At 56.4% G+C, this 24,869-nt stretch carries 21 protein-coding genes; 15 read left to right on the top strand and 6 right to left on the bottom strand.

The genetic code is table 11. The features are described 5' to 3' along the window. Positions 1 to 126: 126 nt before the first annotated feature. A complete protein-coding gene (bcsS, locus tag RLW41_RS01395; protein WP_414463187.1) occupies positions 127 to 1,602 on the top strand; it encodes a cellulose biosynthesis protein BcsS in 1,476 nt (491 codons plus the stop codon). Between the two features lie 116 nt (positions 1,603 to 1,718). Next, on the top strand, positions 1,719 to 2,009 hold the full coding sequence (locus RLW41_RS01390) for a hypothetical protein (RefSeq protein ID WP_409560551.1): 291 nt from the start codon (positions 1,719 to 1,721) through the stop codon (positions 2,007 to 2,009). Between the two features lie 39 nt (positions 2,010 to 2,048). On the opposite strand, the gene RLW41_RS01385 is transcribed toward RLW41_RS01390, so the two are convergent. The 5 genes from RLW41_RS01385 to RLW41_RS01365 all read right to left on the bottom strand — a co-directional run bounded on the left by RLW41_RS01385 (position 2,049) and on the right by RLW41_RS01365 (position 6,591). Next, on the bottom strand, positions 2,049 to 2,882 hold the full coding sequence (locus RLW41_RS01385) for an FkbM family methyltransferase (RefSeq protein WP_414463186.1): 834 nt from the start codon (positions 2,880 to 2,882) through the stop codon (positions 2,049 to 2,051). A 75-nt stretch (positions 2,883 to 2,957) separates the two neighbouring features. Next, positions 2,958 to 4,124: a hypothetical protein gene (locus tag RLW41_RS01380; protein WP_414463185.1), complete on the bottom strand. Its 1,167-nt coding sequence runs from the start codon at positions 4,122 to 4,124 to the stop codon at positions 2,958 to 2,960. A 43-nt stretch (positions 4,125 to 4,167) separates the two neighbouring features. Further along, positions 4,168 to 4,542, bottom strand: coding sequence for an EamA family transporter (locus RLW41_RS01375; RefSeq protein WP_409560548.1), 375 nt, complete (start codon positions 4,540 to 4,542; stop codon positions 4,168 to 4,170). 8 nt (positions 4,543 to 4,550) lie between these two features. Beyond that, a complete protein-coding gene (locus RLW41_RS01370; protein ID WP_414463184.1) occupies positions 4,551 to 6,047 on the bottom strand; it encodes a UbiA family prenyltransferase in 1,497 nt (498 codons plus the stop codon). 247 nt (positions 6,048 to 6,294) lie between these two features. After that, positions 6,295 to 6,591 (bottom strand): hypothetical protein, encoded by a 297-nt coding sequence (locus RLW41_RS01365; RefSeq protein ID WP_414463183.1) that lies wholly within the window; start codon positions 6,589 to 6,591, stop codon positions 6,295 to 6,297. Positions 6,592 to 7,087: 496 nt separating this feature from the next. Between RLW41_RS01365 and RLW41_RS01360 the strand changes: the two genes are divergently transcribed. From RLW41_RS01360 to RLW41_RS01345, 4 genes are all read left to right on the top strand, one after another. Further along, positions 7,088 to 8,083, top strand: a complete 996-nt coding sequence (locus RLW41_RS01360) for a glycosyltransferase family 2 protein (protein WP_414464636.1) — start codon at positions 7,088 to 7,090, stop codon at positions 8,081 to 8,083. Between the two features lie 333 nt (positions 8,084 to 8,416). Continuing rightward, on the top strand, positions 8,417 to 10,012 hold the full coding sequence (locus RLW41_RS01355) for a polysaccharide biosynthesis/export family protein (RefSeq protein ID WP_409560545.1): 1,596 nt from the start codon (positions 8,417 to 8,419) through the stop codon (positions 10,010 to 10,012). 384 nt (positions 10,013 to 10,396) lie between these two features. Then, positions 10,397 to 11,914: a lipopolysaccharide biosynthesis protein gene (locus tag RLW41_RS01350; protein WP_414463182.1), complete on the top strand. Its 1,518-nt coding sequence runs from the start codon at positions 10,397 to 10,399 to the stop codon at positions 11,912 to 11,914. A 19-nt stretch (positions 11,915 to 11,933) separates the two neighbouring features. Further along, on the top strand, positions 11,934 to 12,893 hold the full coding sequence (locus RLW41_RS01345) for a glycosyltransferase family 2 protein (protein WP_414463181.1): 960 nt from the start codon (positions 11,934 to 11,936) through the stop codon (positions 12,891 to 12,893). 98 nt (positions 12,894 to 12,991) lie between these two features. Here RLW41_RS01345 and RLW41_RS01340 read toward each other — a convergent pair whose 3' ends face one another. Beyond that, a complete protein-coding gene (locus RLW41_RS01340) occupies positions 12,992 to 14,902 on the bottom strand; it encodes an exopolysaccharide transport family protein (protein WP_414463180.1) in 1,911 nt (636 codons plus the stop codon). 313 nt (positions 14,903 to 15,215) lie between these two features. Here RLW41_RS01340 and RLW41_RS01335 point away from each other — a divergent pair, with 313 nt between their 5' ends. The 9 genes from RLW41_RS01335 (at position 15,216) to RLW41_RS01295 (ending at position 24,855) form a co-directional block, all read left to right on the top strand. Beyond that, positions 15,216 to 15,686, top strand: a complete 471-nt coding sequence (locus RLW41_RS01335; RefSeq protein ID WP_409560541.1) for an acyltransferase — start codon at positions 15,216 to 15,218, stop codon at positions 15,684 to 15,686. A gap of 63 nt (positions 15,687 to 15,749) precedes the next feature. Next, complete coding sequence (locus RLW41_RS01330; RefSeq protein WP_409563280.1) at positions 15,750 to 16,763, top strand: Gfo/Idh/MocA family protein; 1,014 nt, start codon at positions 15,750 to 15,752, stop codon at positions 16,761 to 16,763. Between the two features lie 6 nt (positions 16,764 to 16,769). Then, on the top strand, positions 16,770 to 17,867 hold the full coding sequence (locus RLW41_RS01325; RefSeq protein ID WP_409560540.1) for a DegT/DnrJ/EryC1/StrS family aminotransferase: 1,098 nt from the start codon (positions 16,770 to 16,772) through the stop codon (positions 17,865 to 17,867). A gap of 45 nt (positions 17,868 to 17,912) precedes the next feature. Continuing rightward, the gene (locus RLW41_RS01320) at positions 17,913 to 18,878 is read left to right on the top strand and encodes an NAD-dependent epimerase/dehydratase family protein (protein ID WP_414464635.1); all 966 of its coding nucleotides are present in this window, start codon (positions 17,913 to 17,915) and stop codon (positions 18,876 to 18,878) included. Then, positions 18,875 to 20,017 (top strand): DegT/DnrJ/EryC1/StrS family aminotransferase, encoded by a 1,143-nt coding sequence (locus RLW41_RS01315; RefSeq protein WP_414463179.1) that lies wholly within the window; start codon positions 18,875 to 18,877, stop codon positions 20,015 to 20,017. The genes RLW41_RS01320 and RLW41_RS01315 overlap by 4 nt, the downstream gene beginning before the upstream one ends. Then, the gene (locus RLW41_RS01310) at positions 20,014 to 20,892 is read left to right on the top strand and encodes an ABC transporter permease (RefSeq protein ID WP_409560538.1); all 879 of its coding nucleotides are present in this window, start codon (positions 20,014 to 20,016) and stop codon (positions 20,890 to 20,892) included. Before RLW41_RS01315 ends, RLW41_RS01310 begins: the two co-directional genes overlap by 4 nt. Continuing rightward, a complete protein-coding gene (locus tag RLW41_RS01305; protein ID WP_414463178.1) occupies positions 20,889 to 22,160 on the top strand; it encodes an ABC transporter ATP-binding protein in 1,272 nt (423 codons plus the stop codon). The genes RLW41_RS01310 and RLW41_RS01305 overlap by 4 nt, the downstream gene beginning before the upstream one ends. Next, a complete protein-coding gene (locus tag RLW41_RS01300) occupies positions 22,151 to 23,863 on the top strand; it encodes a glycosyltransferase (RefSeq protein ID WP_414463177.1) in 1,713 nt (570 codons plus the stop codon). Before RLW41_RS01305 ends, RLW41_RS01300 begins: the two co-directional genes overlap by 10 nt. Beyond that, positions 23,860 to 24,855: a glycosyltransferase family A protein gene (locus RLW41_RS01295; protein WP_414463176.1), complete on the top strand. Its 996-nt coding sequence runs from the start codon at positions 23,860 to 23,862 to the stop codon at positions 24,853 to 24,855. The genes RLW41_RS01300 and RLW41_RS01295 overlap by 4 nt, the downstream gene beginning before the upstream one ends. The last annotated feature ends 14 nt before the right edge of the window (positions 24,856 to 24,869 follow it).

Genomic DNA, 24,869 nt, shown 5'->3' with positions numbered 1-24,869 from the left:
CACCATCCTCGACGGGCCGTCGCGAATCACGTTCCCTCATCCCAAATCGGGACTCTGCCAAACGCGTTGTTAAGGGTTTGGCGGCGACAAACAGCGCGACGCAAAAAAACGCGCCGAGGAATGGTGATGAAGAAATATCTGGTGTTGGTTGCGTGTGGAGCGGCAATGCCCGCATTGAGCGTACCTGCTTTTGCGGACGGGCCATTTTCGCTCAAAGATACGCCAGTTCAGGTTGAGGTTCCCAGCTGGACCGGATTCTATTTCGGTGTCGGCGCCGGATACGGCCATAACCACTCGAAGAACAACTATCACGATAACGGCGGCGGCGGCGATGGGCCGACAACCTCATCGAAGAATGAGTCCGCGGATGGCGGTTTCATTTCGACGATGTTCGGCTACGATCGCCAGATCAGCGATCGGTTCGTTGTCGGCGCCTTCGCGGATCTTTCGACGTCGGAATTCACGCGCGGCAATGAAGACATTCACGACGGTCTCGTCGTCGATCGCTCTTGGGCCATCGGCGGCCGTCTCGGCTACCTCATCAACGAACGCACGATGATTTACGCCAACGCCGGTTATACCCAGGCGCATTTCTCCAATGATGGCTGGTGGGACATCGACGCCAATGGCGTCGGTCCAACGCTCCCCGGTAAGGGCGGCAATTGGTTCAGTGGCTATTTCGTCGGCGGCGGCTTCGAACGCAAGCTGAACGACAATTTCTATCTTCGCGGCGAGGCCCGCTATTCGGATTTCGGCTCGGAAGTCACGAACACCGGCGACTTCGAAGGCACGCACTACGTCGACAAGGAAGTTCCGTCCATCGTCACGGGTGAGCTGGCGCTCGTCTATAAGCTCGACCGGCCGCGCATCCTCGGCGGCGACACGACGCCGATCGACGAAAATCACGGCCCGCGCGTCATCACCTATAACGGGATCGATGCGGCATCGAACTCGGTCTATTATTACGGCGGTACGGTCTTCGGATTGACCAACGACCTCTACCACAACGGCCTGCTGCTCCGTTCGGAGGGCGTCATCGCCGACTACAATTATGATGAGTCTGCTGCGCCCCACACCAACATCGACGCCGATGATCGTTCGCTCGATGTGATGCTGGGCTATCAGTGGGTGTTCCCGACTTGGAGCGCAATCGGCTACGTCGGCTACGAGGTGCGCAGCGTGCACCTGTCGCCGTTTGATCCGAACAATAACGTCGTCGGTGGTGAGAGCGGCTTCAAGGTTGCCGGCGAGTTGGAAACGGACGACTCGCTGCCGTATTACGCCAGCCTCGAAGGCAGCTACTCGACGGCATTCGACTCCTATTACGGCCAGGCGCGTGTCGGCTGGAACAGGGAAATGTCGTTCTTCGGACCGCGCACGATCACGTTCGGGCCTGAAGCCGCCGTTTACGGCGACGGCGGCGATTACGCCCCGCGCGTCGGTGCCTTCGCGACGATCCCGTTCCAGATGTGGTGGCTGAATACGCCCGCCAAGCTGACCTTCGACGTGGGGCAGCAGTGGACCGGCGGCAGCGATGGTGGCGAAACCCGAGCCGGCGGCGAGGGCGCCTATGGCGGCTCGATGCTCCGCATCGATTTCTGATCGCAAGAGGGGGGCAGAGATGCCCCTCTTTCTTTTTAAAGTCGCTCTAGCTTCAGAACCGGGCCTTGGCCCGGCGCTTGCTCGATACCCGTTGAAATGACAGCGAGTGTTCGACAATGAAACTGAGCAACTACAACTCACCCCGCCGCCCGACAATTGCCCCGAACAGAAATCTGACCGAGCGTGCTGGTTTGATCCGCGACGTCGCCAACATGCTGGGCATTGACGCGATCAAGATCGAGCTTTCAAATCTGCTGAAAGATGCGTTCCGGATCCAGTTCGACGACTGCACCGGCCGCGCTCAAACCCTCTTCATTCCCGCCGCCGCCAGCCCCGCCCGCATCAGCCAGACGCTTAGGCTTGTCTCGGGGCCTCGGCGCAGCAGTGGCCAATTCTGGCGGGGTTGAAGCAGATCTCGTCAATAAGCGCGGAGGGCGATCGCTCGCCTATTGCGGCCTTTCGACGAGCGCCTTCAGATCCGGGCGCGATCGCGACACGCAAAAGTAGTTGCAGAACTTAAAGTCCTCCATCGTCCAGTGATAATCCTGGAACGGCACGCCGCCTGGAAAGATCTTTCCAATCCAGAACGACTTGGAAAGCGTCGCAAAATAGTCCGCAAGCAGATGGCGCGTGTCGATCGCGAACGGCCCGTATTCGAACTGCAGACAATCGACTTTACCCGCGTCGAGGAAGTCCGAAAAACCTTTCAAGACGCGATACTCAGCGCCTTCGACGTCGATCTTCAAGAAGTCGATTTTTTCGATGCCGTTCTTTGCGCAATAGGTATCGAGCCGAACCATCTTCGCCTCGAACTGGACTGAGGTCAGGTCGTGCCGCGGCATATCACAAGTGAGTTCTGGCGCGTCGGCGAAGTAGTACATAGTTTGCGTTTCTTCAGTGTCAGAAACGCCGACGTTGTTCAGAGTGATCCGCTTGCTGTTTGCCGGAAATGCACTCTGTAAATCTCGAAACGTGTTGGGAGCAACCTCGAACGCGTGTACGTGAGCATTCGGCCAGTTTTCGAGAGCGGTTTGGGACCATTTCCCAACGTTTGCGCCGACATCGAAAATGATGTCGAAATTCGCTTTGCTCAACTTGGAGAGCACCTCTTTCTCGCCATTTCTCGTGAAGTCAGAGCCTTCATTCTCATATGCCTGCTCGATGAAGCGAGCGACGCTGTGCGCCATCCTTATGGGGTAGGTCGATCTGTTCTTGGTGATCGCCGATTTCACGGCCTCCTTCATCTGGCCGAGACGTAAAACCTTTTTGAGCGTGGTCATGACTGGAGACCTGTGTCTACGGGCTAGATGACGTTGATTGGGTATCAGGTATTAGGGTCAGCTTGCGGCGATATTCTATAGTTCGCTATTTATTTGGTTATTTACTTGAAGCCATTTCTGCATTGCCATCGCCATCAAGACGAAAAAGCCAACATACAGCATGCTGAGGTTCCTCATTTCGCCCTCGGCGCAAAAAAGGAAAAAGAGTGGAATGTTGACTATCGCCGCGATGGCGATGTGCGCCTTTATGTAGTGTGGCGTATTCGGCCAGCCATAGTAAGCGAAGACGGCGATCCATGCGAACATGATCAGGCTATAGCCTTTGAATAATGGAAGGCCGTAAGTCTGGTCGAAGCCGAAAAGATTGAGCGGATTGGCGTAAAACGACAAGTGTCTGAAGAATTGAAAAATCGCTGTTGATCCAGGATTTCCAGAATAGATTTGGTGGACTACCGCATAGGCCGCCAAGGAGATAACTAAGCTGCCGACAGTACCAATGAGCGCTTTCCTGCCGGAGACGCGATAAAGCAGAAGCGGCCATAGGCTCAAAGTAAAGAACGCGTACGATTCCTTATTCAGCGTCGCAGGCACGGCAAGGAGCAGAAGAAGGCCCACCTGGCCCGCCAAAGCGAGGCGTGCCGCCAGGGCGAACGCCAGCAATTCCGGATAGTCGTAGAAGTAACCGCCCCGCGTTTGGATTACAGGGATCATGATGGCAAACACGATCGGCGCAACGATTGCCGCTGGCCTTCCTGCACCGATGCATTCGCCGATCGACTTGAGCACGAACAACGCAGCCAAAAGCGACAGAAAGGTCAAGTAATAAACGATGCGATACCGCAAAACATAGCCGGTCTTGTTTGCGCCGATACCGGTCGGTGCTTTCAGCGCGCCATTAGCGTTTTCCAGGCGTGTGCTGATTGCGGAGCGTACCCGCTCGGGTAGCGCTTTCTCGATAAGGTTTGCCGTCGCCGGTAGCAGTTGTCTGTAGACGTATGGGCGATCCGCGATGCCATCGAGCATTGAGATCAAAGACTGCGAAGGCGTTTCGTCGCTCATCGTCCACTTCGAATAATAGCCTTGGAACGTAGCGGCGGCCGTTACGGCATAGAGAACGATCAGCACAAAATTAAACGCAACCGTTTGGGAAGTGATAGAAGCGCGGATACGCTGAAACACAGGGACGCCTACGTCTATTTGCGTTGTCATGCCCGATCCATTGCTGCTGAGGCGTGGTTCCATAGGTGCGTCGTTGTAATGAGAACCGTGGCGAGCCCGACCAAAGTTACCTCTGCGCGATGAGGAAGATGCCGATGAACACGAGGATCGTACCGCCAATGCGCGACGAACTCAGCGTGTCGCCAAACAGCAGATGTCCCGCAAGCGCGGTCATAACAAAGCCAAGGCCGACAAACGGATAGGCCTGCGAGAGCTGAACCTTGCCAAGCGCCGTGAGCCAGAGAAGGGTGCCAATGCCATAGCAGCCGAGGCCCGCGAGCACGCCGGGTGTGATCAGCGCATGCGCAAGTTTGCTGATGGCACCGATGTCGGATCGCTGGTCCATCCAACTCAACGAATTGAGCCCGAACTTGAAACAGATCTGGGCGAGTGCCGATAAACTCACGCTCGTGATGATCAGAAGCAGCGCAGAAATGGGCATGGAGATCCTCAGTAGAAAGATACAATTCCGGTCGCTGACGCGAACATGATAAGAACCGCAGTAACGACCACGCACCATGTAACCCAGTCGCGCGCCGCATACACGATCGGGTCATCGTGCATCCAACCCCGCATCGTTGCGAGCCAAAGCCGGCACTGCCAGAAAAGCATGAGCGGAACGAGCAGCCATAGAATCTCGGGCGAACGATATTGTTCAGATGCCGCGGAGCTGCCGACGAAGAGGGCCAGAACGACGCTGGAAGCAAACGTCGACGAGCAGCCGAGCATTTGAAGAAATGGGAGGTCTTCGGGCAGATAACCGCGCGCCGAGTTCGTTTTTCTGGTGGGCGATCTCTGTATGGCCATCAGTTCTTCTGTTCTCTTGACCGACGAGAGGCTCAGGAATGTGAAGCCCGAAAAGCCGAGCAGCCAAAAGCTGACTGGATGCGCAACCGCGATGCCGCCTGCGAGAACACGAAGCGTGTAAAGCGCGGCCAAAATGAAGATGTCGACGAGCGGCAACTTCTTAAGCCCGAGCGAATAGGACAAAGACGTCAGCGCATAGATGACGACGACCGTTGTCACGCCGGCGACATAGGACAGGACGAGGCCGATCGAAAGTGTAGTCAGTGAAATCGCGATCGCGATGGGGATCGATACGTCTCCGCTCGCAACCGCCCGCTTGCGTTTGCGTGGATGTCTGCGATCCGATGAAATGTCGATGATATCGTTGATGACATAGATCGAAGACGCGATCGCGCAAAAACTCAGAAATGCATATACGGCGTCGCCCCATGCGCCCAGATCGGTCCAAAGTCGCGCCGCAATGAGCGGGACGAAGACCAGTAGGTTCTTCGACCACTGATGAGGACGCAAAAGGCGCAGGCTGGAGACCAGGATATTCGGGCGGTCGTCGATGATCGTTTGAATGGTCGCCGATTGCTGCGCTTGGGCAACGACCGCCGGAGAGGCATTGACGACAATTGCCGCATCCGCAATTTTCCAGACGGCTAAGGCGTCTTGGTCATTTCCGACATAAATGAAACCGCTTTCACCGAACCGCTCTTTGAGACTGTCGACAATCTGATTTTTATCTGATGGGCCGTGTTCAAGAAAGATGACGTCGTCGAAGATTGATAAATGCTCCACCACCGCGCGCGCCAGCGGGTCTTCGGCCGTGGCCAGAAGCACGATGGGATGCCCCTTCGATTTTTCTGCTCGCAGAAATTCAAGAAGCTTCTCGTTGTATGGAAGTGTTTCTGCATCCTGCGTATCGAAGCGGGAGACGCACTCCCGGAGTTTGGTGGCCCCTCCGCCGGCGTTTGCAAGGAGCGCCAGCAGTCCGGTCGGCTTAAAGAGCATCGCCAGCAAGCGTTCTTGCGTAAGGTTCGCACGAACGAGGCCACCCTCCAAGCAGAGACAAATCGGTTTCAAGGCGAGAGTCCGCGAACCACCAGCCGGCGCGGGCGAGTGGATTTTCTGTGCGATGTCGAAGGGCTGACCCATCAACTTTCCCTCGGAATTAAATGGCGGCACCGGGCGTTGAAACAAAAGCGATCTCTTTTCCCGTCATGAGATCGTACGACCAGTGACATTTGGGCATTCATAGAACGGCTGAATAAAATTAGTCCTACTGCCGGAGTATTGATGGAATTTAAGAAATGTCCGGAATTGGATAGCTGCGGTCAACTCGTTAATCGAGCATTTATTGCCGAAGATCCGACGCTGTCGCTTCGGGCAGGAATAAAGGGGCTCATTCCGGCGAAGTATCAAAGTCGTCGTCCAGTTTTTTGCTTTTCGGCTTCGGCGGAGGCGGATGGGCGGGACCGGCCTCATAGATGAATTTCAAGCATCCCTGAAAGAATGCCTTTGAATGCCCGTAGCAGAGTGAAATGTCACGCGTGTCTTTCTCTTGACCGAATTTATAGCCGGCGACGACGTCGTCGCAGTCGTCGTCGCAGGCAATGCCATGAACGTCCCTGCTCAGCGCGGCTTGAGGCGCAGCAAGGGCGAAACCGACGAGCAGGAGTGTCACGGCTGTCTTTGACATGAGGTACTTTGAGAGAGTGATGGCAGATGTCTCTGTATCTAAAGTGCGCACGAACCCCTTAAGGAAGAGACCGTCAATCCGCGGCAACAGCTCAAAAAGGTAAGGGCCGGTACCGCTGGAATCGCTGGCGTGCAGACGAGCAGCAATCATGCCAGCGATGCGACATCGCATCGATCTCCTCCGGCGTTGGTTAATAGCTGTCTAAGATCGCTGACTACGCTACCTCTGTGAGACATCGAGATGACGAACTTTCAGCGCGCGGTCGGATACGATGAGACTAAATTAACTGCATTTCAAAAACGCATAAATTTGATGCATCTCAGGCGCAGGCGATTTACGCGCATTTGACGCTTGGCTGATTTTCTGGCCCGAACCTTTGACAACGCCATCGAGTGGGCGAGTCCATGCAGCGTTTGCAGTCTCCAAGCCCTGTCGAGGCGGCAGCGCACCGGCAACTCAATTGAGCAAAACAGTGGGAAATTCGTCTTTGCCGGAAGTGTCATCACAGTTCACCACTATCGTGATGCCGGCGTTCAATGAGGAATTGTACATCGCGGCAGCGATAAACTCACTCTTACAACCGCAAGAGCCGCGTGATTACGAGTTGTTGGTTTTGGATGGCGGAAGTTCCGATCGCACGCCGGCAATCGTTCAGGAACTCGCCAAACTTAATCCTCGCATAAAGCTCATTCACAATACGCGCCGCACCCAATCCGCCGCAATGAATATCGCTGCCTCTATTTGCGATCCGAGGGCGACAGTGCTGGTCCGTGCGGACTGCCACGCCAGTTACCCGCCGCACTTTGTTTCCGATTGCGTCGCGACGCTGCGTGAAACGGCAAGCTCCTCGGTCGTCGTTTCGATGCGCGCCGTCGGCCGCTCGCCGCTTCAGAAAATCTTTGCTGCGGCTCAGAACAGCCGACTGGGCAACGGAGGCTCCGCGCACCGCCGTCAATCGCAGTCCGGATACGTCGATCATGGCCATCATGCCGCGTTCGATCGACAGGCGTTTCTGTCACTCGGCGGCTACGATGAAACCGTCCAATATAATGAAGATGCCGAATTCGACGCCCGTCTCGTCGCGTCTGGGCGGAGAATTTATCACGATGGCCGCTTGCTGATAGACTATTATCCTCGCACGTCCTTCCCATCTCTGGCGCGACAGTACTTTCGGCACGGCAAGGGGCGCGCAAATACGCTGTTGAAGCATAAAATGCGGCCGAAGCTTCGCCAGATGTTACCGGTGTTCGTCCTTCTGGCCTCCGTGATTGCGCTCGCCGCTTACCCGTTCGTCGGATCCATCGCGTTGCTAGTTCCCGCTGGGTACATACTGGTGTGCATGGCGTGGGGAGCGTACCTCGCGGCCGAGTGCCGACAGCCGTCATTTCTCCTTATCGGGCCCGCGGCAATCACAATGCACATGAGCTGGGCCGCGGGCTTTCTGAGCCGATTTCTGCGCGGAAATTCGAACGGTCTTAACCATGCGAAATAGTTTTGCGGCGCGATTGGCACATCAATTGCTTCATCTCAACTGCTTGGTCGGTAAACCACCCCCAAGCGCGTCTAACGCGTATCTACCTCTTTAGTAGGCTTTCTGGTGGAGAGGATTACCCCAGGCGAATATCCCATTGGATCGCTAGGGAAATACTGGCGCCGTGATAGGATGTAGAGTGCAGTGGGAAGGTTTTTGGCGTTCGCCAAGTTTTGGTTGCGAGAGTCTCGGCGAAGAAATCCGCGCTGTTGTGCGTCCCGAATTGGGACCGCTGAAAGTAAGATTTCGGGACGAGATGGTTGTTTTGGGATTGAGTGCGGAGAGGGTTTCGCTATGAGACGTCGGTTTGGTTTTCTGCCATCCAATGCGTCCAGGTCATTCAAGCTCTGGGCCTCGATGCCGGTTGCATGCAGCTTCGCAACACTGATTGCCTTGGGGACAGTTATTCCCAACGACACGACAGCTGCTGCCGATCAACAGCGCGACGGCGCGCTGAGTGACGTAATCGCGCAAAGAGGCGTTGCGTCCAATCCGATGGCTGATTACCGGCTTGGTGTACGCGATCGCGTTCGCGTCCAGGTCTTCGAGTGGCGTCCTTCGCGTGACGAAGTCTATAGCTGGAACGCGCTCAATCAGGTCTATACGGTTGACCCGGCAGGCAAGATTTCGATGCCGCTTGTCGGCGTCGTGAATGCAGCCGGCTACACCACTGAAGAATTGGGGATGATTATCTCCCGCCAGTTGATGCACCGGCTTGGTCTTGCGACCCAGCCGGACACGACGGTCGAAGTTACGGATTTCCGTCCGATTTATATCACCGGCGCAGTCGAAAAATCGGGCGAATATCCCTTCGCGGCGGGCATGAACGTCCTCCAAGGCGTAAGCCTCGGCGGCGGCCTGTTCCGGAATTCGGCACTCGCCGGTCTGCGGCTTGAGCGTGAATTCGTTTCGACGGTCGGTAGCTATCAGGCGCTTGAGCAGGAGCGTCAGCGTCTGCTCGCCCGCAAAGCTCGGCTCGACGCAGAGCTGAGCGGAGCTGATCGCATCGCATTTCCCGCGGAACTTCAAACCGTCAGCGCGCCCCAGGCAATCGAATCCACGTCGTCTGTGATGGCGAAGGAACAGAGCGTGTTCGATCTGCGGCGGCGCGCCAACGAAACACAGCTAATCGCGCTTGATCAGTTGCAAGGTTCGCTCGAGCAGGAGGTCAAGACGCTGGATATGCGCGTCGACTCCCAGCAAAAGCAGATTGATTTGTTGCGTTCGGAATACGACGGCATCAAGCGGCTGAGCGACAAGGGGCTGTCCACTGCACCACGAGTTCTGGGTCTGCAACGGAACTTGGCGGAGCTTGAAGGTGAGAAGCTGCGCATCGAAAGCGATCGCACGCGTGCCGAGCAGGAAGTCAGCCGCACCAAGATTTCTCGTATCGAATATCAGAATAAGCGAGACAACGATCTGACCGTCGAACTCCAGACGACGGAAGCGCGCTTGCAGCAGATCGACCAGGAAGCAACTGTCAATCAGCGCCTTTTGGCCGAGACCAAGTCGCAGGCCGTTGCCTCGCCGCTCCATCTTGTTACGACGGGCGGCACGGCCCCTGACGGCAGCTCGACTCTAGAGCCGAAGATCCACTACACAATCGTGCGGCAGGTAAGCGGCGGTGGCGTGCTCAATATAGACGCAACGGAAGACACGCTTTTGCAGCCGGGTGATACGGTTAAGGTCGAGATGACGATGCCGGCAACGTCGAAAGATGCCATGTCGCTTGATGCCGTCCTTCGCTCTCAGAAGCCGGCAATTCAGGAGCGGTCCGTCCAGACGACGCCCATCAGCGCGCCTCCGAGCATGGTGCCGTCCACGGTCTTTCCCGCGCCGGATCATGCCTCGCTGGAACCTGTCCGGGCAGATGTGCTGCGGCCCGATTGATCCGCATTGTCATAAAATGAGACTTCGAATGTGTGGGGCAGCACCGTTGCTCCACACATTTCATTTTGGGATCGGGGAACTGTCGTCAGGTCGCTGGACCGTCAGCGTTCCGAAATAGACAGAGTAAATAGATTTCGCTTGATACGGGGCCTTTTCCCATTCGTTTTTCCCTCACCCTCGAAACCAGAAACGCTGTTTCCTCGCTGGCGGCGTATCCTGCGCGCGCGGACGAATTGCGCGAATTGTCTCTCTGCTGAATGGATTGTTTACATCGTTCGATAATTCGATAACGGATCAGAAATGGTGATGTGTTATCGATGTCATTGCGATGACGACGACGGCATTCGTCAAAAAAGCTGCCTGCATGTGCAATTGAGAATTTGAATGTCGAGCGTTCGCAGGGGACTGATATTTTCAAGTTTTGAGCGCTATAGCGTCCTCTTACTGGGGATGTCGACGACCATTGTAACGGCCCGCCTCCTGACCCCGGCGGATTTTGGTATCGCGGTCATCGGCCTAGCAATCTTCGGATTGATCGACATCTTCCGAGATTTCGGCAGCGGCACCTACATTATTCAAGTCGATGATCCGACACCGGAACGCGTACAGTCCGTTTTCACCGTTACGCTGATGCTCGCGCTTCCGCTTTTTCTGTTGACCTATTTCTTCGCCGGAACAATCGCAAAATTCTATGGTCTGCCGGGTCTCGAATCCTATTTGCATGTCACCGCGTTTTGCTTGCTGACGTCATCATTCTGTTCTCCGGCTTACGCGTTGTTGAACCGAAATCTTCAGTTCGACAAACTGACGATCCTGAGCCTGACGACCAGTTCCTTGAATGCCGTCGTAACGATCCTGCTGGCGCTCGCTGGCTTCAGCTATATGAGCTATGCTTGGGCACAGCTCGTATCGACGGTCATATATTTTGGGCTTTGCCTGATGTGGGGCCCGAAGTTTCCAATTTACAGGTTTTCGCTTTCGGAATGGCGGCCTGTCGTCAGGTATGGGGTGTATGATAGCGCCCGGGCGCTGTTGTTGCACCTTGGCGATGCCGCTCCTTTTCTTGCCTTCGGAAAGACACTCGGCGCAGCGTCTCTCGGTATCTATCAGCGCGCGTTGTCGATCAGCCGGCTGGCAGACAAAACGTTATTGTCTGGCTTCGCTCCCGTTCTCCAACCAGCCTTCTCCAAACACTCGCGCGAGGGGCGCGATCTCGGCAAGAGTTTCCTGTTGGGTATTGAGCATGTGACCGTGCTTCTATGGCCCGCATTGGTTGGAGTGGTCCTCCTCGCTCATCCGTTGGTCATGATTTTGCTGGGGGCGCAGTGGAGTAGCACCGTTCCGATCATCCAGGTGCTGGCGATGTCGTCGATGATTTGCTTCCCGCTCAGTTTGTGTCGTCCCGCTCTCATTGCCGCCGGAGGAGTTCGCGAGACAGCTATTCTAGCAATCCTGACTGTGCCTGTCGTTGTTGCCGTGCAGATCGCAGCTTCTTTTTGGGGGCTGATGGCCGTCGCTTGGAGCTTCGTTCTGACGAATATGTATACAGTTGCGGTCTCACTTCATTTCGTCAGTAAACACATCTCATTGCCTCAAAACGACGTTCTACGTGCTTTGAAAAAAAGTTTTATCGTGACCCTCGTGAGCGCAGTACCTTTGATACTCGCGGCAATCATTGCGGACGGAGCGGAGCAAATGCCAGTGGCGATCGGCGTCGGCGCGGGCATTCTCTCGGCCATCTCGTGGCTCTTCGCGATCCATTTGACGGGCCATCCCATTAAAAATGAGATAGATCGCTTATTGGATGCCGCAGCCGCGGTCTTGTTTTCACCAGCGACGGTGCAAAATTTGAAAGCTGTCAGGTTGGCTGTGGTCTCGCGGACGTCCGTGAGAAAAGAATAATCCAAGGATAGCCGGCCAGATGGGCGTCGTCGGATCGACAGCGGTAGTGATTGCAGCCAAGAACGCCTCGGCGACCGCGGCTTACGCCGTCAGTTCGGCTTTGCGCCAGTCCTTGGCCGGAGAAGTCATTTTCGTCGACGACGGATCGCGTGATGATACTGCAGCTGTTGCCGCGTTCGCCGATGATGGATCGGGACGACTTAAGATTTTGCGCCTCGAGCAGAATGTCGGGCCGTCCAGAGCCCGCAACATAGCAATCGAGTCCTCGACGTCGCCGTTCATTTGTATCCTTGACGCCGACGATTACATGGCGCCGGCTCGTCTTGAGCGGCTGTTTTCAGCGGGAGGAGACGACTGGGATTTCCTCGCCGACGATCTGTTCTTCACGGCTGATTACCGCGGCGAAAGCATCCTCGATAGGCTGTTGCCGAAGGCGACAAAACTGCCGCTTCAGCTCAGCCTAGATGCCTTTCTTGCTGGGAATATCTCACGCAAGGATCGTGTTCGCCGCGAACTGGGGTTTCTGAAACCCGTCATGCGGAGAGAGTTTCTGCAGACGCATGCCCTGCGGTATGACGAACGGCTGCGCCTGGGCGAAGATTTGATCCTGTATGCCCATGCACTCCGCCGCAACGCGCGATTTAAGCTGGTTGCGGGCTGCGGTTATTTCGCGGTCGAACACCCCACGTCGTTGAGCGGCTCCCATCGCACCCAGGACATCGCCGAACTCTATCGCGCCCTGACGGAACTCGATGCTGCATTGGGGCACGATGGGTACGCGCCCTCGCTCGAAAGATTGTTAGTTTCAACTCGGAACAATAGGGACTTCCGGATTTTGTTGGATGCCAAGCGCGAGCATGGGCTTGTGGGAGCGCTTGGCGCTATCTCGAAGTCACTTGCAAGCGTCCCCTATATGGCTCGCGAAGTCGCCGAGGCAAAGCTCAGTGCAATAAAGCGAAAGCTGAGCGCCTCGCCCTAGGCCACCCTCAGTTAAGGCGACCCAAATCGAATGACGCTCATGCCGGCCACGACGAGGGCCGGCCCGTGCCGTTGTGAAGTGTTCGGCAATAGGCGGTCCTACGAAAACTTCGCGCTCACGACGCCGAGAGGCGGCTGTCCGACGATTCGCATGCGTGATGCGACGTCCTCAAGTTCCGCCAAGCTTGTCTGCCATATTTCGGCAACGATGACGACGCCTTCGACGGCCTTCGTGACGACTTCGGTGTCCGATCCAGATGGGAGATGCACGAAAATATTTTCGTATGACCCGCTCAGGCTTTTGATGAGTTCGCTCAGTTTCGCGACACGCGGGAGGGTCCAGAACCCCGCCGCCTCTGTCTTGTTGATCAGAAGCAAGGAGAGGGCGGGTTCGATGTCGTACTGCACGATAGCCGCTTCCGGTTCTGCTCGGCCTTCTATCACGTCCTTCAGATCGAACTGGACATCGCCGACCAGCGAGGCTGCAAGATTTGTACGGCCAGGCTCCGTCTCGATCAGCAAAGTCGTCTTGCCAGCGCGCGCATTGAGAAGCGCAACGTTGCTGCAAACGGCGGCGTCATCGATTGCCTTGGAAATTCCGAAGACGCCTATGGCTACCGCACCCCTCGCTTTGGCTGCATCGTTGATGGCAGCCGCGGTCTTGACGAGTTGTCGGGCGTCTGGCGATTGCGGATGGCTTACGACGATTAGGGCGTTTCGCTTTCGTCGCTGCTGCCGGCCGAGGTGCTTTCCAACGAAGGGTAGCCGCGAACGCCATCGCGTATCGTCGATTTCACCAAGAAGGGGCGCTCCGATATGCCTCATAAGCTGGTTGGAGGACCGCACACGCTCGTTCAGAACAGACATGGCCAGCGCCGCTCCGGCGCCTAGAATGCCGCCAAAGATGAGAGAGCCGAGAAGAGTCAGCGTGCCTTTTGGGCTGCTTTTACGTTTTGGCGGCTGGGCTCGAGTGATGAGACGAGCGGACGTCGAAGGGTAGGACTGGCGCTGAACGGTGTCCGTGTAGGCGCGAAGGTAGCTCTCATAGATCTTCTGATAGGTAAGCGCGCGGGAGTCGAGCTCTTCGAGCGTCGGAGCCTCCTGAGGCGTCGTCGCCGGCTGATTATCCTTCGGCACCGGTTTGGGAGCGCTGTCTCCCGTTGCGGGGCTTGCCGGAGCTGTCGGTTTGGGCAGAAAATCTAGTCCGAGATTGCTGTCGCTGGATGTGGGACGGTCAGCCAAGCGGTAATCGCGGCGAGCCTTGAATTCCTGCACGTCGATAGCGGCTTCATTCATCAGTCGGCGGATTTCTTCGATGCGCGCCTCGAGCCAAAGGCTGTTGCGCCGAGCCGCGCTTGCGCGCCCGTCGATCTTGTCCTGGACGTAAGCATCTCCAAGTGTATTGACGATCTCTGCAGCCTTTTTCGGATCCGGATCTCTGTAGGAAAGCTCCAGAACATAGGAAAGTCCGACACGCTTGACGCCCAGATTGGATTGGATGGTGAGCTCGATCTGGCGCAGCTTTTCCGCTTCTTGAGCCGGCGTTGGCGGTGGGGGGGCGCCAAACAGAAGCCGTGACAGCCAGCCCCGCTCGCTGGTGCTGGCCGGAGGGGGCGGAGGCGTTTTGTCGGCTGCGTCTGCTTTCGCATCACCTTTGAGCAGTGTTTTCGCGACACGCCCGACAATCTGTTCCGAATTGAGAACGGCAATCTCACTTTCGATCTGCGGTGTATCAAGAGAAACCACCGCCTCCGGCGTCATAATGGTTGGCCCGGAAGCCTGATTGGTCTCGATCAAAAGCTGAGCCGTCGCCATGTATGTTGGCGTGGCCGTCAAGACATAAAGCAGACCTAATATTGCGGACGCGATTGAAGCGCTTGCGATGAAAGGCCAGAAATGCTTGAAAAATGAGATGACGTCAGCGATCGAGAGAAGCTCGCCATGTCGAATGCCGTCGTCATCCTGATGAATGTCCGCATTTTGAACGCTGCGCAAATTATCGAAACGCACCAGAGCGACTCCTGACCCAATCCGTATGTTCGAGCCAATATGACATGACGGTTGGTGTGTATCTTATGAAAATTTGCGCAATACCTGATGTCAGACGGTGACGCAGACTTTGACCATTTATTCGCTGTACGGAATAAAAATATCTTAAATTTTTAAGCGACGGCCTTATGGTGATCCGGGACGCAAATTTTCTGCTACGTTAAGTTTAGATTTCGAGGTCTTTTTTAAATCTTCAGGAGATAGATATTCGGCCACGACGGCCTAAGCCGTCGAAAGGTCAGTTAATGAAGTATTGCCAAATTGGGAACAGGAAATGCCGATCGACGGATCTGTGCGGCTGGGGGTGGACGTTAAAATTTATCACCCCGATCAGGTCAATCTTTACGGATGCACAATCGGCAATGGCACGAGAATTGGATCGTTCGTCGAGATTCAGAAAAATGCCGTTGTTGGGGACCGGTGCAAAATTTCGTCCCACAGTTTCATTTGTGAGGGTGTCGAAATCGAAGACGAGGTGTTCATAGGCCATGGCGTGATGTTTACCAATGACCTCTATCCCCGAGCGGCAAACCCCGACGGGAGTCCGCAAAGTGAGGCGGATTGGACGGTCATTAAGACACTCGTCAGGAAAGGAGCAAGTATCGGTAGCAACGCAACGATCCTTCCCGGCGTGACAATCGGATATGGCGCGCTTGTTGGCGCCGGTGCCGTGGTTGCGAAGGACGTGCCGGACCATACGATCGTGGCAGGGCCTGCCGCGACCATCGTTCGGAAATGTGATTGAGAGTTTTTCGCTTTCTGCTTCGGCAGGAGCGGGGGTGTCTTGTTAGCGGGTGGCGTGAGTACGATGATTGGTATCGGCGTAATCGGGTATGGCTATTGGGGGCCAAACCTCGTTCGAAATTTTGCGGAGCTTTCGCGGGCTAAGCTCGTTGGCGTTTCAGACCTTGACAGCAAGCGACTTGCCTTAGTCGCCGCGCGTTTTCCAGGTGTTCACACTACAACTGATTATCATGAGCTGCTTCGCGACCCGAAGATTGACGCGATTATTATCGCTACTCCGGTTTCAACGCACTTTCCCATTGCAATGGCGGCTTTGAAGGCCGGAAAGCATGTCTGGCTCGCCAAGCCGATGACGGAAACGTCGATGCAGGCCGCGCAACTTGTCGAGGTCGCTGCAAAGCGCAATCTCGTTTTGCTGGTCGATCACACATTCGTCTATACCGGCTCGATCCGGAAGGTCGGCGAGATCGTGCGCTCGGCCGATATGGGACAGTTGTTCTATTATGACTCGATCCGGGTCAACCTCGGCCTCTTCCAGCGCGACGTGAACGTCATTTCTGATTTGGCCGCGCACGACTTCGCAATTCTCGACTATCTGCTCGACGAAAAGCCCATTGCGGTGACGGCGGCGGGTTCGAACCATTTTCCCGGCTCGCCAGAAAATCTCGCGTACGTCACGCTATTCTATAACTCCGGCATGATCGCCCACGCCAATGTCAGCTGGCTTGCCCCCGTGAAGGTCCGTCAGATTCTGATCGGCGGAAGCAGCAAAATGATCACTTACAACGATCTCGAGCCGAGTGAGAAAGTCAAAATTTACGACAAGGGCGTCAGCTTCACGGACGATCCAGGACAGATCCAGGAAATGCGCGTCGGCTACCGCATGGGCGACATGTGGGCACCCAAACTGGACAGTAAGGAAGCTTTGAGCGTCGAGGGCGAACATTTCCTCGACTGTATCGAAAAGCAGCAAAAACCTATTTCAGACGGCCAATCCGGAGAGCGTGTCGTTTCGCTCATCGAGGCGGCAACCAGTTCCATGCGCGGCCGTGGCGAAACCATTTACATTCATCGGTAGGCTTTGATGATCCCGTTCGTAGACCTCAAGACCCAATTTCATTCTATCAAGCCGGAGATCATGAGTGCGATCGAAGGCGTTCTCGAAAGCTGTCAGTTTACGCTCGGCAAAGAAGTCGCGACTCTCGAAAACGAGTTCGCGACTTACTCAGGCAACAGCATCGGCTGCGGCGTGAACAGTGGTACGAGTGCCCTTCATCTGGCGCTCCTGGCGGCAGGCGTTGGTCCTGGCGACGAAGTCATCACCGTGCCGTTCACATTCGTCGCAACCGTCTCGGCGATCCATTATGCCGGCGCGAAGACCGTGTTCGTTGATATCGATCCACTGACCTACACCATGGCGCCGGACGCGATCGAAGCTGCAATTACGCCGCGGACGAAAGCAATCATGCCGGTCCATCTCTATGGCCAGCCCGCCGATATGGATCCGATCAACGCGATCGCGAAGAAACATGGCCTCGTCGTTATCGAAGACGCCGCTCAGGCGCATGGCGCGGAATATAAAGGCCGCCGCGTAGGCAGCCTCGGTGATCTTGCGTGCTTCAGCTTCTACCCGGGCAAGAATCTCGGCGCGTACGGTGAAGCCGGCATGGTCGTCACGGGAAACGAGAATTATGCACGCACGGTCCGCATGTTGCGAGACTGGGGCGCGGAAAAAAAATATCAGCATGAGCTCAAGGGCTTCAACTATCGCATGGAAGGCGTCCAGGGCGCCGTTCTTCGTGTGAAGTTACGCTATCTCGAAGGTTGGACGGAGAACCGTCGCGCGGCCGCTGAACGTTATCGAGATCTGCTTCAGGGCAGCCCCTATGCGCCGCCGCATGAGCGCAACGATGCGCGTCACGTTTATCACGTTTACGCGATCAGGACGAAGTCGCGTGCGGCGCTGCAAAGCTGGATGGAGTCCAAAGGCGTGCAGACGGGCATTCATTACCCGACGCCCGTTCATTTGCTGCCCGCGTTCCGGGATCTCGGATACGAGGCAGGTCAATTCCCGTACGCCGAAGCGGCCGCTGCCGAAGTCCTTTCGCTTCCGATGTATCCGGAGCTGAAGCCTGAAGCGCAGAAAGCCGTTGTCGATGCTCTTCTTGCATTTCCAGGATAATAGCGCCGTAATAACTTTGGTGACGGATAGGACAAGGCCATGTTGATCGAAGGTTCAAGAATACTCGTAACGGGCGGTTGCGGTCTCGTCGGCTCGACGACAATTGATCTTCTTCTCCAGCATCACAAACCCGAGAAGATTATTATTCTCGACAACCTGGAACGCGGCACCATCGGCAATGTCGACGGTGCGTTACGTGACCCCCGCGTCGAACTCGTCAAAGGCGATATTCGCGATATTGGCACCGTCCAGCGAGTGACGGATGGCATGGACGCCGTCATCCACATGGCAACCCTGCGTATTACTGCCTGCGCCGAGCAGCCGCGCGCCGCTCTGGAGACGATGTGCGACGGCTCCTACAATGTTCTCGAAGCGGCCGTCGCAAAGGGCGTGAAGAAATTCGTCACGGCCTCGTCGGCTTCGATTTATGGCCTGGCCGATGTCTTTCCGACCAAGGAAGATCATCACCCGTACAACAACCGCACTTGGTACGGCGCGAGCAAGATCATGCTCGAAGGCTTGCTTCGGTCGTTCAACGATATGTATGGGCTGCCGTACGTCGCGCTGCGCTACTTCAACGTCTACGGTCCGCGCATGGACATCTACGGCAAATATACCGAGGTACTGATCCGCTGGATGGAACGCATCGAAGCCGGTCAACCACCGTTGATCTTTGGTGACGGTAAGCAGACGATGGACTTCGTCTATATCGACGACGTTGCCCGCAGCAATATCCTGGCGCTGCAGTCTGATAAGTCCGATAATGTCTACAACGTCGCCAGCGGCACCGAGACGTCGCTGAACGATCTTGCCTATGCGCTGCTCCGCGTTATGGGTTCGAACATGCAGCCGGAATATGGTCCCGAGCGCAAGGTGAACCCGGTATCCCGCCGCCTTGCCGACACGACAGCCGCCGAAAGAGATCTCGGCTTCACGGCCGAGGTCGATCTCGACGAAGGGCTGCGCCGCCTCGTGAACTGGTGGCAGATGAAACGTAAGAGCGCCGCATGATCCCGATCATGCGCCCGATCATGGATGAGCGCGAGGCGGACGCCGTCCGCCGTGTCATCCTGAGCGGATGGACGACACAAGGCCCAGAAGTTGCAGCCTTCGAAAAAGAGTTTGCGGCGTTCGTCGGCGCGCCGCACGCTTGTGCTGTGTCGAGTTGCACGACGGCACTTCATCTTGCGCTGCTCGCTCTTGGCGTAGGCGAGGGCGATGAAATCATCACCGTCAGTCACACCTTTGTCGCGACTGCCAACGCCGTCCGCTATTGCGGCGCGACGCCGGTCTTCGTCGATATTGAGGAAACTGGCTTCAACATCGATCCAGAACTGATCGAAGCCGCGATCACACCGAAGACGCGTGGGATCATCTGCGTGCATCAGATCGGAATGCCGTGCAATCTCGAAGCAATCGCCGCCGTTGCCTCCGCTCACGGTTTGCCCGTCATCGAGGATGCAGCCTGTGGCATCGGCAGCGAGATCAATTGGAAGGGCAATTGGGAGCGGATCGGCAGACCGCACGGCGACATTGCCTGTTTTTCGTTTCATCCGCGCAAGATCATGAACACCGGCGACGGCGGCATGATCACCACCGCCAATCCGGAATGGGATGCGAAATTTCGCCTGCTGCGCCAGCACGGCATGAGCGTACCCGATACGGTGCGGCACGGCTCCGCTCAGGTCATTTTCGAAAGCTATCCGACCGTCGGATACAACTATCGCATGACCGACATTCAAGCCGCGATCGGCCGCGAGCAGTTGAAGCGCGTGCCTGAAGTTGTCGCCGCTCGCCGCGCGCTTGCAGACCGCTACACGGCACTATTTAGCGACAATTCCGGGATTAACGCACCGGTTGAACCGGCATATGCGCGCAGCAACTGGCAGAGCTATTGTGTCCGCCTGCCTGATGGACTCGATCAGAAAGCGGTAATGCAATCGATGCTCGACGCGGGAATTTCAACTCGTCGCGGCATCATGTGCATTCATCGCGAAGCCTCTTACTCCGGCACCGCGAACACGGTTCTGCCGCGCTCGGAAGCCGCCCAAGATCAATGCATCATTCTGCCATTGTACCCGCAGATGACGCATGCAGAGCAAGATCAAGTCATCACAACCTTGAAGCAATCCTGCACCGTAAACGTATGAGTTTTCTATCGACTGATACCATTGTTCCATCCGGCGCGCCGCCGAAAGGCGGACGGTCGCCAGGCTATGACTTGCGGCCTAGCCGTGGGCTGTTCGATCTAGAACTCGGTGATGTCTGGCGCGCGCGCGAGCTTCTGTTCGTCTTGATGATGCGCGACGTGCAGGTGCTTTATCGCCAAGCCATACTCGGCGTCGCTTGGGCGATCATTCAGCCGGTCTTCGCCGTAATAATTTTCACTATCATCTTCGGCCACTTCGCCAGAATTGCTTCCGATGGCCTGCCGTATTCAGTCTTCGCATTCGCAGGCGTTTTGATCTGGACGTATTTTTCGGAGTCCGTTCGCCGCAGCGCAACTGCGCTCGTCACCGATGCCGAACTCGTGCGCAAAATCTACTTTCCGCGGCTTATCATTCCGCTCGGAAGCGTCATTGCACCCTTGATCGAATTCTCGATTGGCTTTGTCATTCTGCTTCTGCTGATGTTCTGGCACGGGCTTTATCCGTCTTGGCATATACTCGCCATTCCACCGCTTCTGCTGGTGGCCGGCGCTCTGGCGCTGTCAATGGGACTTTGGCTTGGCCCGCTTAACGTGCGCTTTCGCGACATCAAGCACACGCTGCCGTTCATGCTGCAGATCTGGATGTATGCATCGCCCATCGTCTATCCGCCGAGCATCGTGCCGCCAGAATGGCGTTGGGCCTATTCGCTCAATCCTATGGTCGGCGTCATCGACGGTTTTCGCTGGGCCGTCTTCGGTCAGGGCCAGTTGAACCTCGATACCTTGGGCATCAGCGTGGTGATAATCGCCGCCCTTCTGGTCAGCGGCTTGGTCTTCTTCAAACGCCAGGAGCGCGTCTTCGCGGACGTCATATGACGACGAATGATATTGCCATTCGCGCGTGCGGCCTCGGTAAACGCTACCGGCGGGGACAGCGCAACAAAAGTAACTCGTTCCGCGAAGTCCTCGTGGATGGCGCAAAGTCGTTGTTCGCACCACGTGCGAAAGCGGATGACGATAGGCCTTCGCCCGACTTCTGGGCGCTTCGCAACGCGACGTTCGACATAGAACGCGGTGAAAACGTCGGCATCATCGGGCTGAACGGCGCTGGCAAGAGCACACTTTTAAAGATTCTATCGCGCATTACCACGCCGACCGAGGGTACGGGGCGCGTCGAAGGGCGCCTCGGTGCACTTCTCGAAGTCGGCACCGGCTTCCATCAGGAACTGACCGGCCGCGAGAATGTTTTTCTTTACGGCTCGATCCTCGGCATGTCGCGCGAAGAAATCGCCCGCAAGTTCGACGCCATCGTCGCCTTTTCCGAGATCGCTGATTTCATCGACACGCCGGTTAAGCGTTATTCGAGCGGCATGTACGTCCGTCTCGCGTTTTCGGTCGCTGCCCACCTTGATCCGGACATTCTTCTTCTCGACGAGGTTCTGGCCGTCGGTGATTTTACGTTCCAGCGCAAATGCATCGACTTTGCGCACGAGCTTGAAAGGAAGGGCGCGACCATCCTGTTCGTGTCGCACAACATGTTCTCGATCAAGTCGATGTGCCAGCGCGTTATCTATCTGCGGCACGGCGAGGTCGTGTTCGACGGGCCAACCGACGATGGATTGAAACTTTATGAGGCCGATTGCCGTCTCGCCGTTGCGCCCTGGTTCCACCCGGATCCGGATGCGCCCGCCATCGACATCACCGATATCGAGCTCATTGGTGAAGGCGGCGAGCGCAAGCAGATGTTCGATTTCGGCGAGCGCATGACGATCCGAGTACATTACGACGCCAAGGATCCAATCAAAGATCCAGACATACGCATCGGCATCAACCGCTCGGACGAAGTTCATTGCTGCACGTTCAGCAGTGTCGCTGACGATGTCGGCTTGAGCGTACTCTCAGGCCCCGGTGAAATAGAGCTGACGACGCCGCCGATCAAGCTCGTCTCCGATCTATACACGCTGACGATTGCGGTTCGTGAGAAAAAATTCGGCCGCTTGGTTGTCGCGCGCATCGGAGAAACATTTCACGTCCGCCACCCCATCCTCGCGTCGAATGCATTTGGCGTCATGCATGAGCATGGGGAATGGCAGCACTCGGGTGCAAAAGTCGTGGGTAAGATTGGGCCGCAGCGATGCGCATAGAAAACGTGGCTCCTACTGCCGATGAACATGGCGCATCGCCGTCGTCGCCCGGCGCGGATCGGCATGCGCAGAATGCGGACCGCCAGATCGCGCGCATGAAGAGCAATTACGCTATCTTCGATTCGTATGTCGCGAAGGCGCAGAAAAGCCTTGAGCAGGGAAATCTCGAAACGGCTGGCGGCTACGCGTTGATGGGAGCCTGGGTTGCGGCCCATATGCATTGCGGCTTCTTTGCGAGCCCGCGAATTGAGCGCATTCTGAATAAAATAGGTCGTCAAATTCCGTCTTCTCTGCCTACTACGGACAGAGCAGGGCGACCGGAGCAGGTGAAGCGCGTTCTCCATGTCAGCGGCGAAATCACCGCTGTAGGAGGGCTCGCGACGATGTTGCGGCGCTGGATTGAAAGCGATCCAGGCCGTGAACACTCGGTCGCCCTGACCCAGCAGTACGATCAACCAAGCGCCTTGATCACGGCGGCCGTTTCGCGCGCAGGCGGCAGTATTCATCTGCTCAGCCGTGCCGGCGGGCTGGCCGCCAAGGTAACAAAGCTGAGGCAGCTCGCAAGCGAGCACGATCTCATCGTCCTGCATATACCGAATTCGGACGTCGTTGCCCCGATCGCCTTCGCCGAGCCGAAGCGCTTTCCGCCTGTCCTTTTTCTCAATCATTCAGATCACATGTTCTGGATCGGATCGACGATCAGCCAAGTCGTCGGCAGCATGCGGAAAGCAGCTCTCGATATCTGCGAAAAGCGCCGTTACGTTGAAAAGAAGCGGAGCGTATTGCTTCCGATCCTCGTCAGTCCCACTGCGCGGACGAAGGACAGGGAGGCGGCGAAGGCGGCGTTGGGCCTCGATCCTTCGGCGCTGCTTCTCATCTCCGTTGCGCGGGCACAGAAATACCGAACGATCGGTGGTGTTTCATACGCGGATACGCACTCGGAGTTGCTCAAAAGGTTCCCGAATGCATTGTTGATGGTCGTCGGCGGCGGCGAACGGCCGGATTGGGCGGATGCGAGCGCAGCCGTTGGCGGTCGTATTCAATCACTGACACCGCGTGATCCGAAACCCTATTTTGAAGCCGCGGACATCTATCTGGATTCCTTTCCGTTCTGCTCAGCGACATCAATGATGGAAGCTGCGGGGTATGGGCTGCCTTGTGTTTCTCGTTTCGTGCTGCCCCCCGAGGCGCGAATTTGCGGCATGGATCATCCCGGCCTCGCGGGGCCACTGGTTGAATCGACAAACGACCAAGATTATATCGCAAGCCTCGAACGATTGATGTCGGATCCGAAGCTGCGCGCGCGCATCGGTGAAGCGACCGAGAAGTCCGTGCTGGATGCCAATGTCTCACCCGGCTGGAACAAGTACCTCGAAGCTGCGGTTGCGCGCGCTCTTGAATTACCTCCTGTCGATCTCGAAGCCATTCTCAGCGGCGACTTCACCGAGAAGCTGAACTTCGGCGAGCCTGACACGCGCCTCGAGGATATCTACGGCTTCGCGCCGCCCCAGGCTGCGATCTTGCGCCATCATCTCGGGCTGTTTCCGTTGTCAGAGCGCCTGAAGCTTTGGATTGATGTAGCGAGAGCGCGAGCGTTTCTCGGATGGAAGGATGCCGTAAAGGGGCTCTTCCGCGAAAGCTTGGTTTTCAAGTTGAAGGATACGCGCGCGGTCGCATTGTCGGTCTGGAGGCCAAGCCAGTGAGCGAGGTCGCCATTATCATCCCGTATTATCAGCGCGAACCAGGAATCCTTCGCACCGCAATTCGGTCCATTTATGCGCAGGACATCCCGCTGGGCGTGACCGTCCGCGTCGTGATCGTAGACGATCAATCGCCAGTGCCCCCCGAACCAGAATTCGCAGCTTTTTCGCATTCGGAAATCTCCGTTGAAGTCGTCAAGCGTGAGAACGGCGGCCCGGCGAAAGCACGAAATACCGGCTTGGACACAGTCAGGCATGCAGACGTCGTAGCGTTTTTGGATTCCGACGATTTCTGGGACCCTCACCATCTTGCAAAGGGACTCGCTGCACTCGCGCAGGGCGCGGAGTTTTATTTCGCGAACAACTTCTACGAGGACAAGCGCACCTGGTTCGATGGGCTCGAAGGCATCGACGCGCTTAAGGCCGAATCAAGACTCGGGGATGACGGCATTTATCACATCTCCGGAGCCGGCATTATGCCGTTTATGCTTCAGGACTGTCTCGCACACACATCGACCGTGATGTTCGACAACCGCATCCACGGCGCAATGCGTTTCGATGAAGATCTCGCCTTTGCCGGAGAGGACTATCTCTTCTGGCTAACACTGTCGTCCAAGGCGAAAGACGTCGCGTTTTCCGCAGCGCCGATGGCTGCTCGGGGCAGAGGAATGGACCTTTACCGCGGGGCGCTCGATTGGAACCGTCCGGAGTGCATCCGCAGACTTTTTTACGCGCTCTTGCTTCATAAGAAAGTTCGGGAGCGGTTCTGCACGACGAGTGCATCCAAAAGCGTGATCGACGCTAAGATCGTCAAGCTGCGTCAAGGCATAATCTATCTTCTGATCCGCAACGGTCTTGTCCATCGCCGTATCAGCGGATGGATCATTCGCGAGCTTGCACGCAAGGATCGTCGGTTCTGGGTCGAGTTTCCTCGGAACGCTTACCAGACGATCTCAGGTAAGTTGCGCGGAAACTTCGAATTTCCGATCGGATAGCAATCGAGTTAGAA

Origin of the sequence: Hyphomicrobium sp. DY-1 (genome assembly GCF_047497105.1) — a bacterium.
In the GTDB taxonomy this organism is placed as follows: domain Bacteria; phylum Pseudomonadota; class Alphaproteobacteria; order Rhizobiales; family Hyphomicrobiaceae; genus Hyphomicrobium_B.
This window is presented reverse-complemented; position numbering and strand designations above follow the sequence as displayed.

What these genes read in the sequence shown, in the direction of transcription:
- bcsS (WP_414463187.1), top strand. Translation starts at nt 127, where the DNA reads ATGAAGAAATATCTGGTGTTGGTTGCGTGTGGAGCGGCAATGCCCGCA.
- RLW41_RS01390 (WP_409560551.1), top strand. Translation starts at nt 1,719, where the DNA reads ATGAAACTGAGCAACTACAACTCACCCCGCCGCCCGACAATTGCCCCG.
- RLW41_RS01385 (WP_414463186.1), bottom strand. Translation starts at nt 2,882, where the DNA reads ATGACCACGCTCAAAAAGGTTTTACGTCTCGGCCAGATGAAGGAGGCC.
- RLW41_RS01380 (WP_414463185.1), bottom strand. Translation starts at nt 4,124, where the DNA reads ATGGAACCACGCCTCAGCAGCAATGGATCGGGCATGACAACGCAAATA.
- RLW41_RS01375 (WP_409560548.1), bottom strand. Translation starts at nt 4,542, where the DNA reads ATGCCCATTTCTGCGCTGCTTCTGATCATCACGAGCGTGAGTTTATCG.
- RLW41_RS01370 (WP_414463184.1), bottom strand. Translation starts at nt 6,047, where the DNA reads ATGGGTCAGCCCTTCGACATCGCACAGAAAATCCACTCGCCCGCGCCG.
- RLW41_RS01365 (WP_414463183.1), bottom strand. Translation starts at nt 6,591, where the DNA reads ATGTCAAAGACAGCCGTGACACTCCTGCTCGTCGGTTTCGCCCTTGCT.
- RLW41_RS01355 (WP_409560545.1), top strand. Translation starts at nt 8,417, where the DNA reads ATGAGACGTCGGTTTGGTTTTCTGCCATCCAATGCGTCCAGGTCATTC.
- RLW41_RS01350 (WP_414463182.1), top strand. Translation starts at nt 10,397, where the DNA reads ATGTCGAGCGTTCGCAGGGGACTGATATTTTCAAGTTTTGAGCGCTAT.
- RLW41_RS01345 (WP_414463181.1), top strand. Translation starts at nt 11,934, where the DNA reads ATGGGCGTCGTCGGATCGACAGCGGTAGTGATTGCAGCCAAGAACGCC.
- RLW41_RS01335 (WP_409560541.1), top strand. Translation starts at nt 15,216, where the DNA reads ATGCCGATCGACGGATCTGTGCGGCTGGGGGTGGACGTTAAAATTTAT.
- RLW41_RS01330 (WP_409563280.1), top strand. Translation starts at nt 15,750, where the DNA reads ATGATTGGTATCGGCGTAATCGGGTATGGCTATTGGGGGCCAAACCTC.
- RLW41_RS01325 (WP_409560540.1), top strand. Translation starts at nt 16,770, where the DNA reads ATGATCCCGTTCGTAGACCTCAAGACCCAATTTCATTCTATCAAGCCG.
- RLW41_RS01315 (WP_414463179.1), top strand. Translation starts at nt 18,875, where the DNA reads ATGATCCCGATCATGCGCCCGATCATGGATGAGCGCGAGGCGGACGCC.
- RLW41_RS01310 (WP_409560538.1), top strand. Translation starts at nt 20,014, where the DNA reads ATGAGTTTTCTATCGACTGATACCATTGTTCCATCCGGCGCGCCGCCG.
- RLW41_RS01305 (WP_414463178.1), top strand. Translation starts at nt 20,889, where the DNA reads ATGACGACGAATGATATTGCCATTCGCGCGTGCGGCCTCGGTAAACGC.
- RLW41_RS01300 (WP_414463177.1), top strand. Translation starts at nt 22,151, where the DNA reads ATGCGCATAGAAAACGTGGCTCCTACTGCCGATGAACATGGCGCATCG.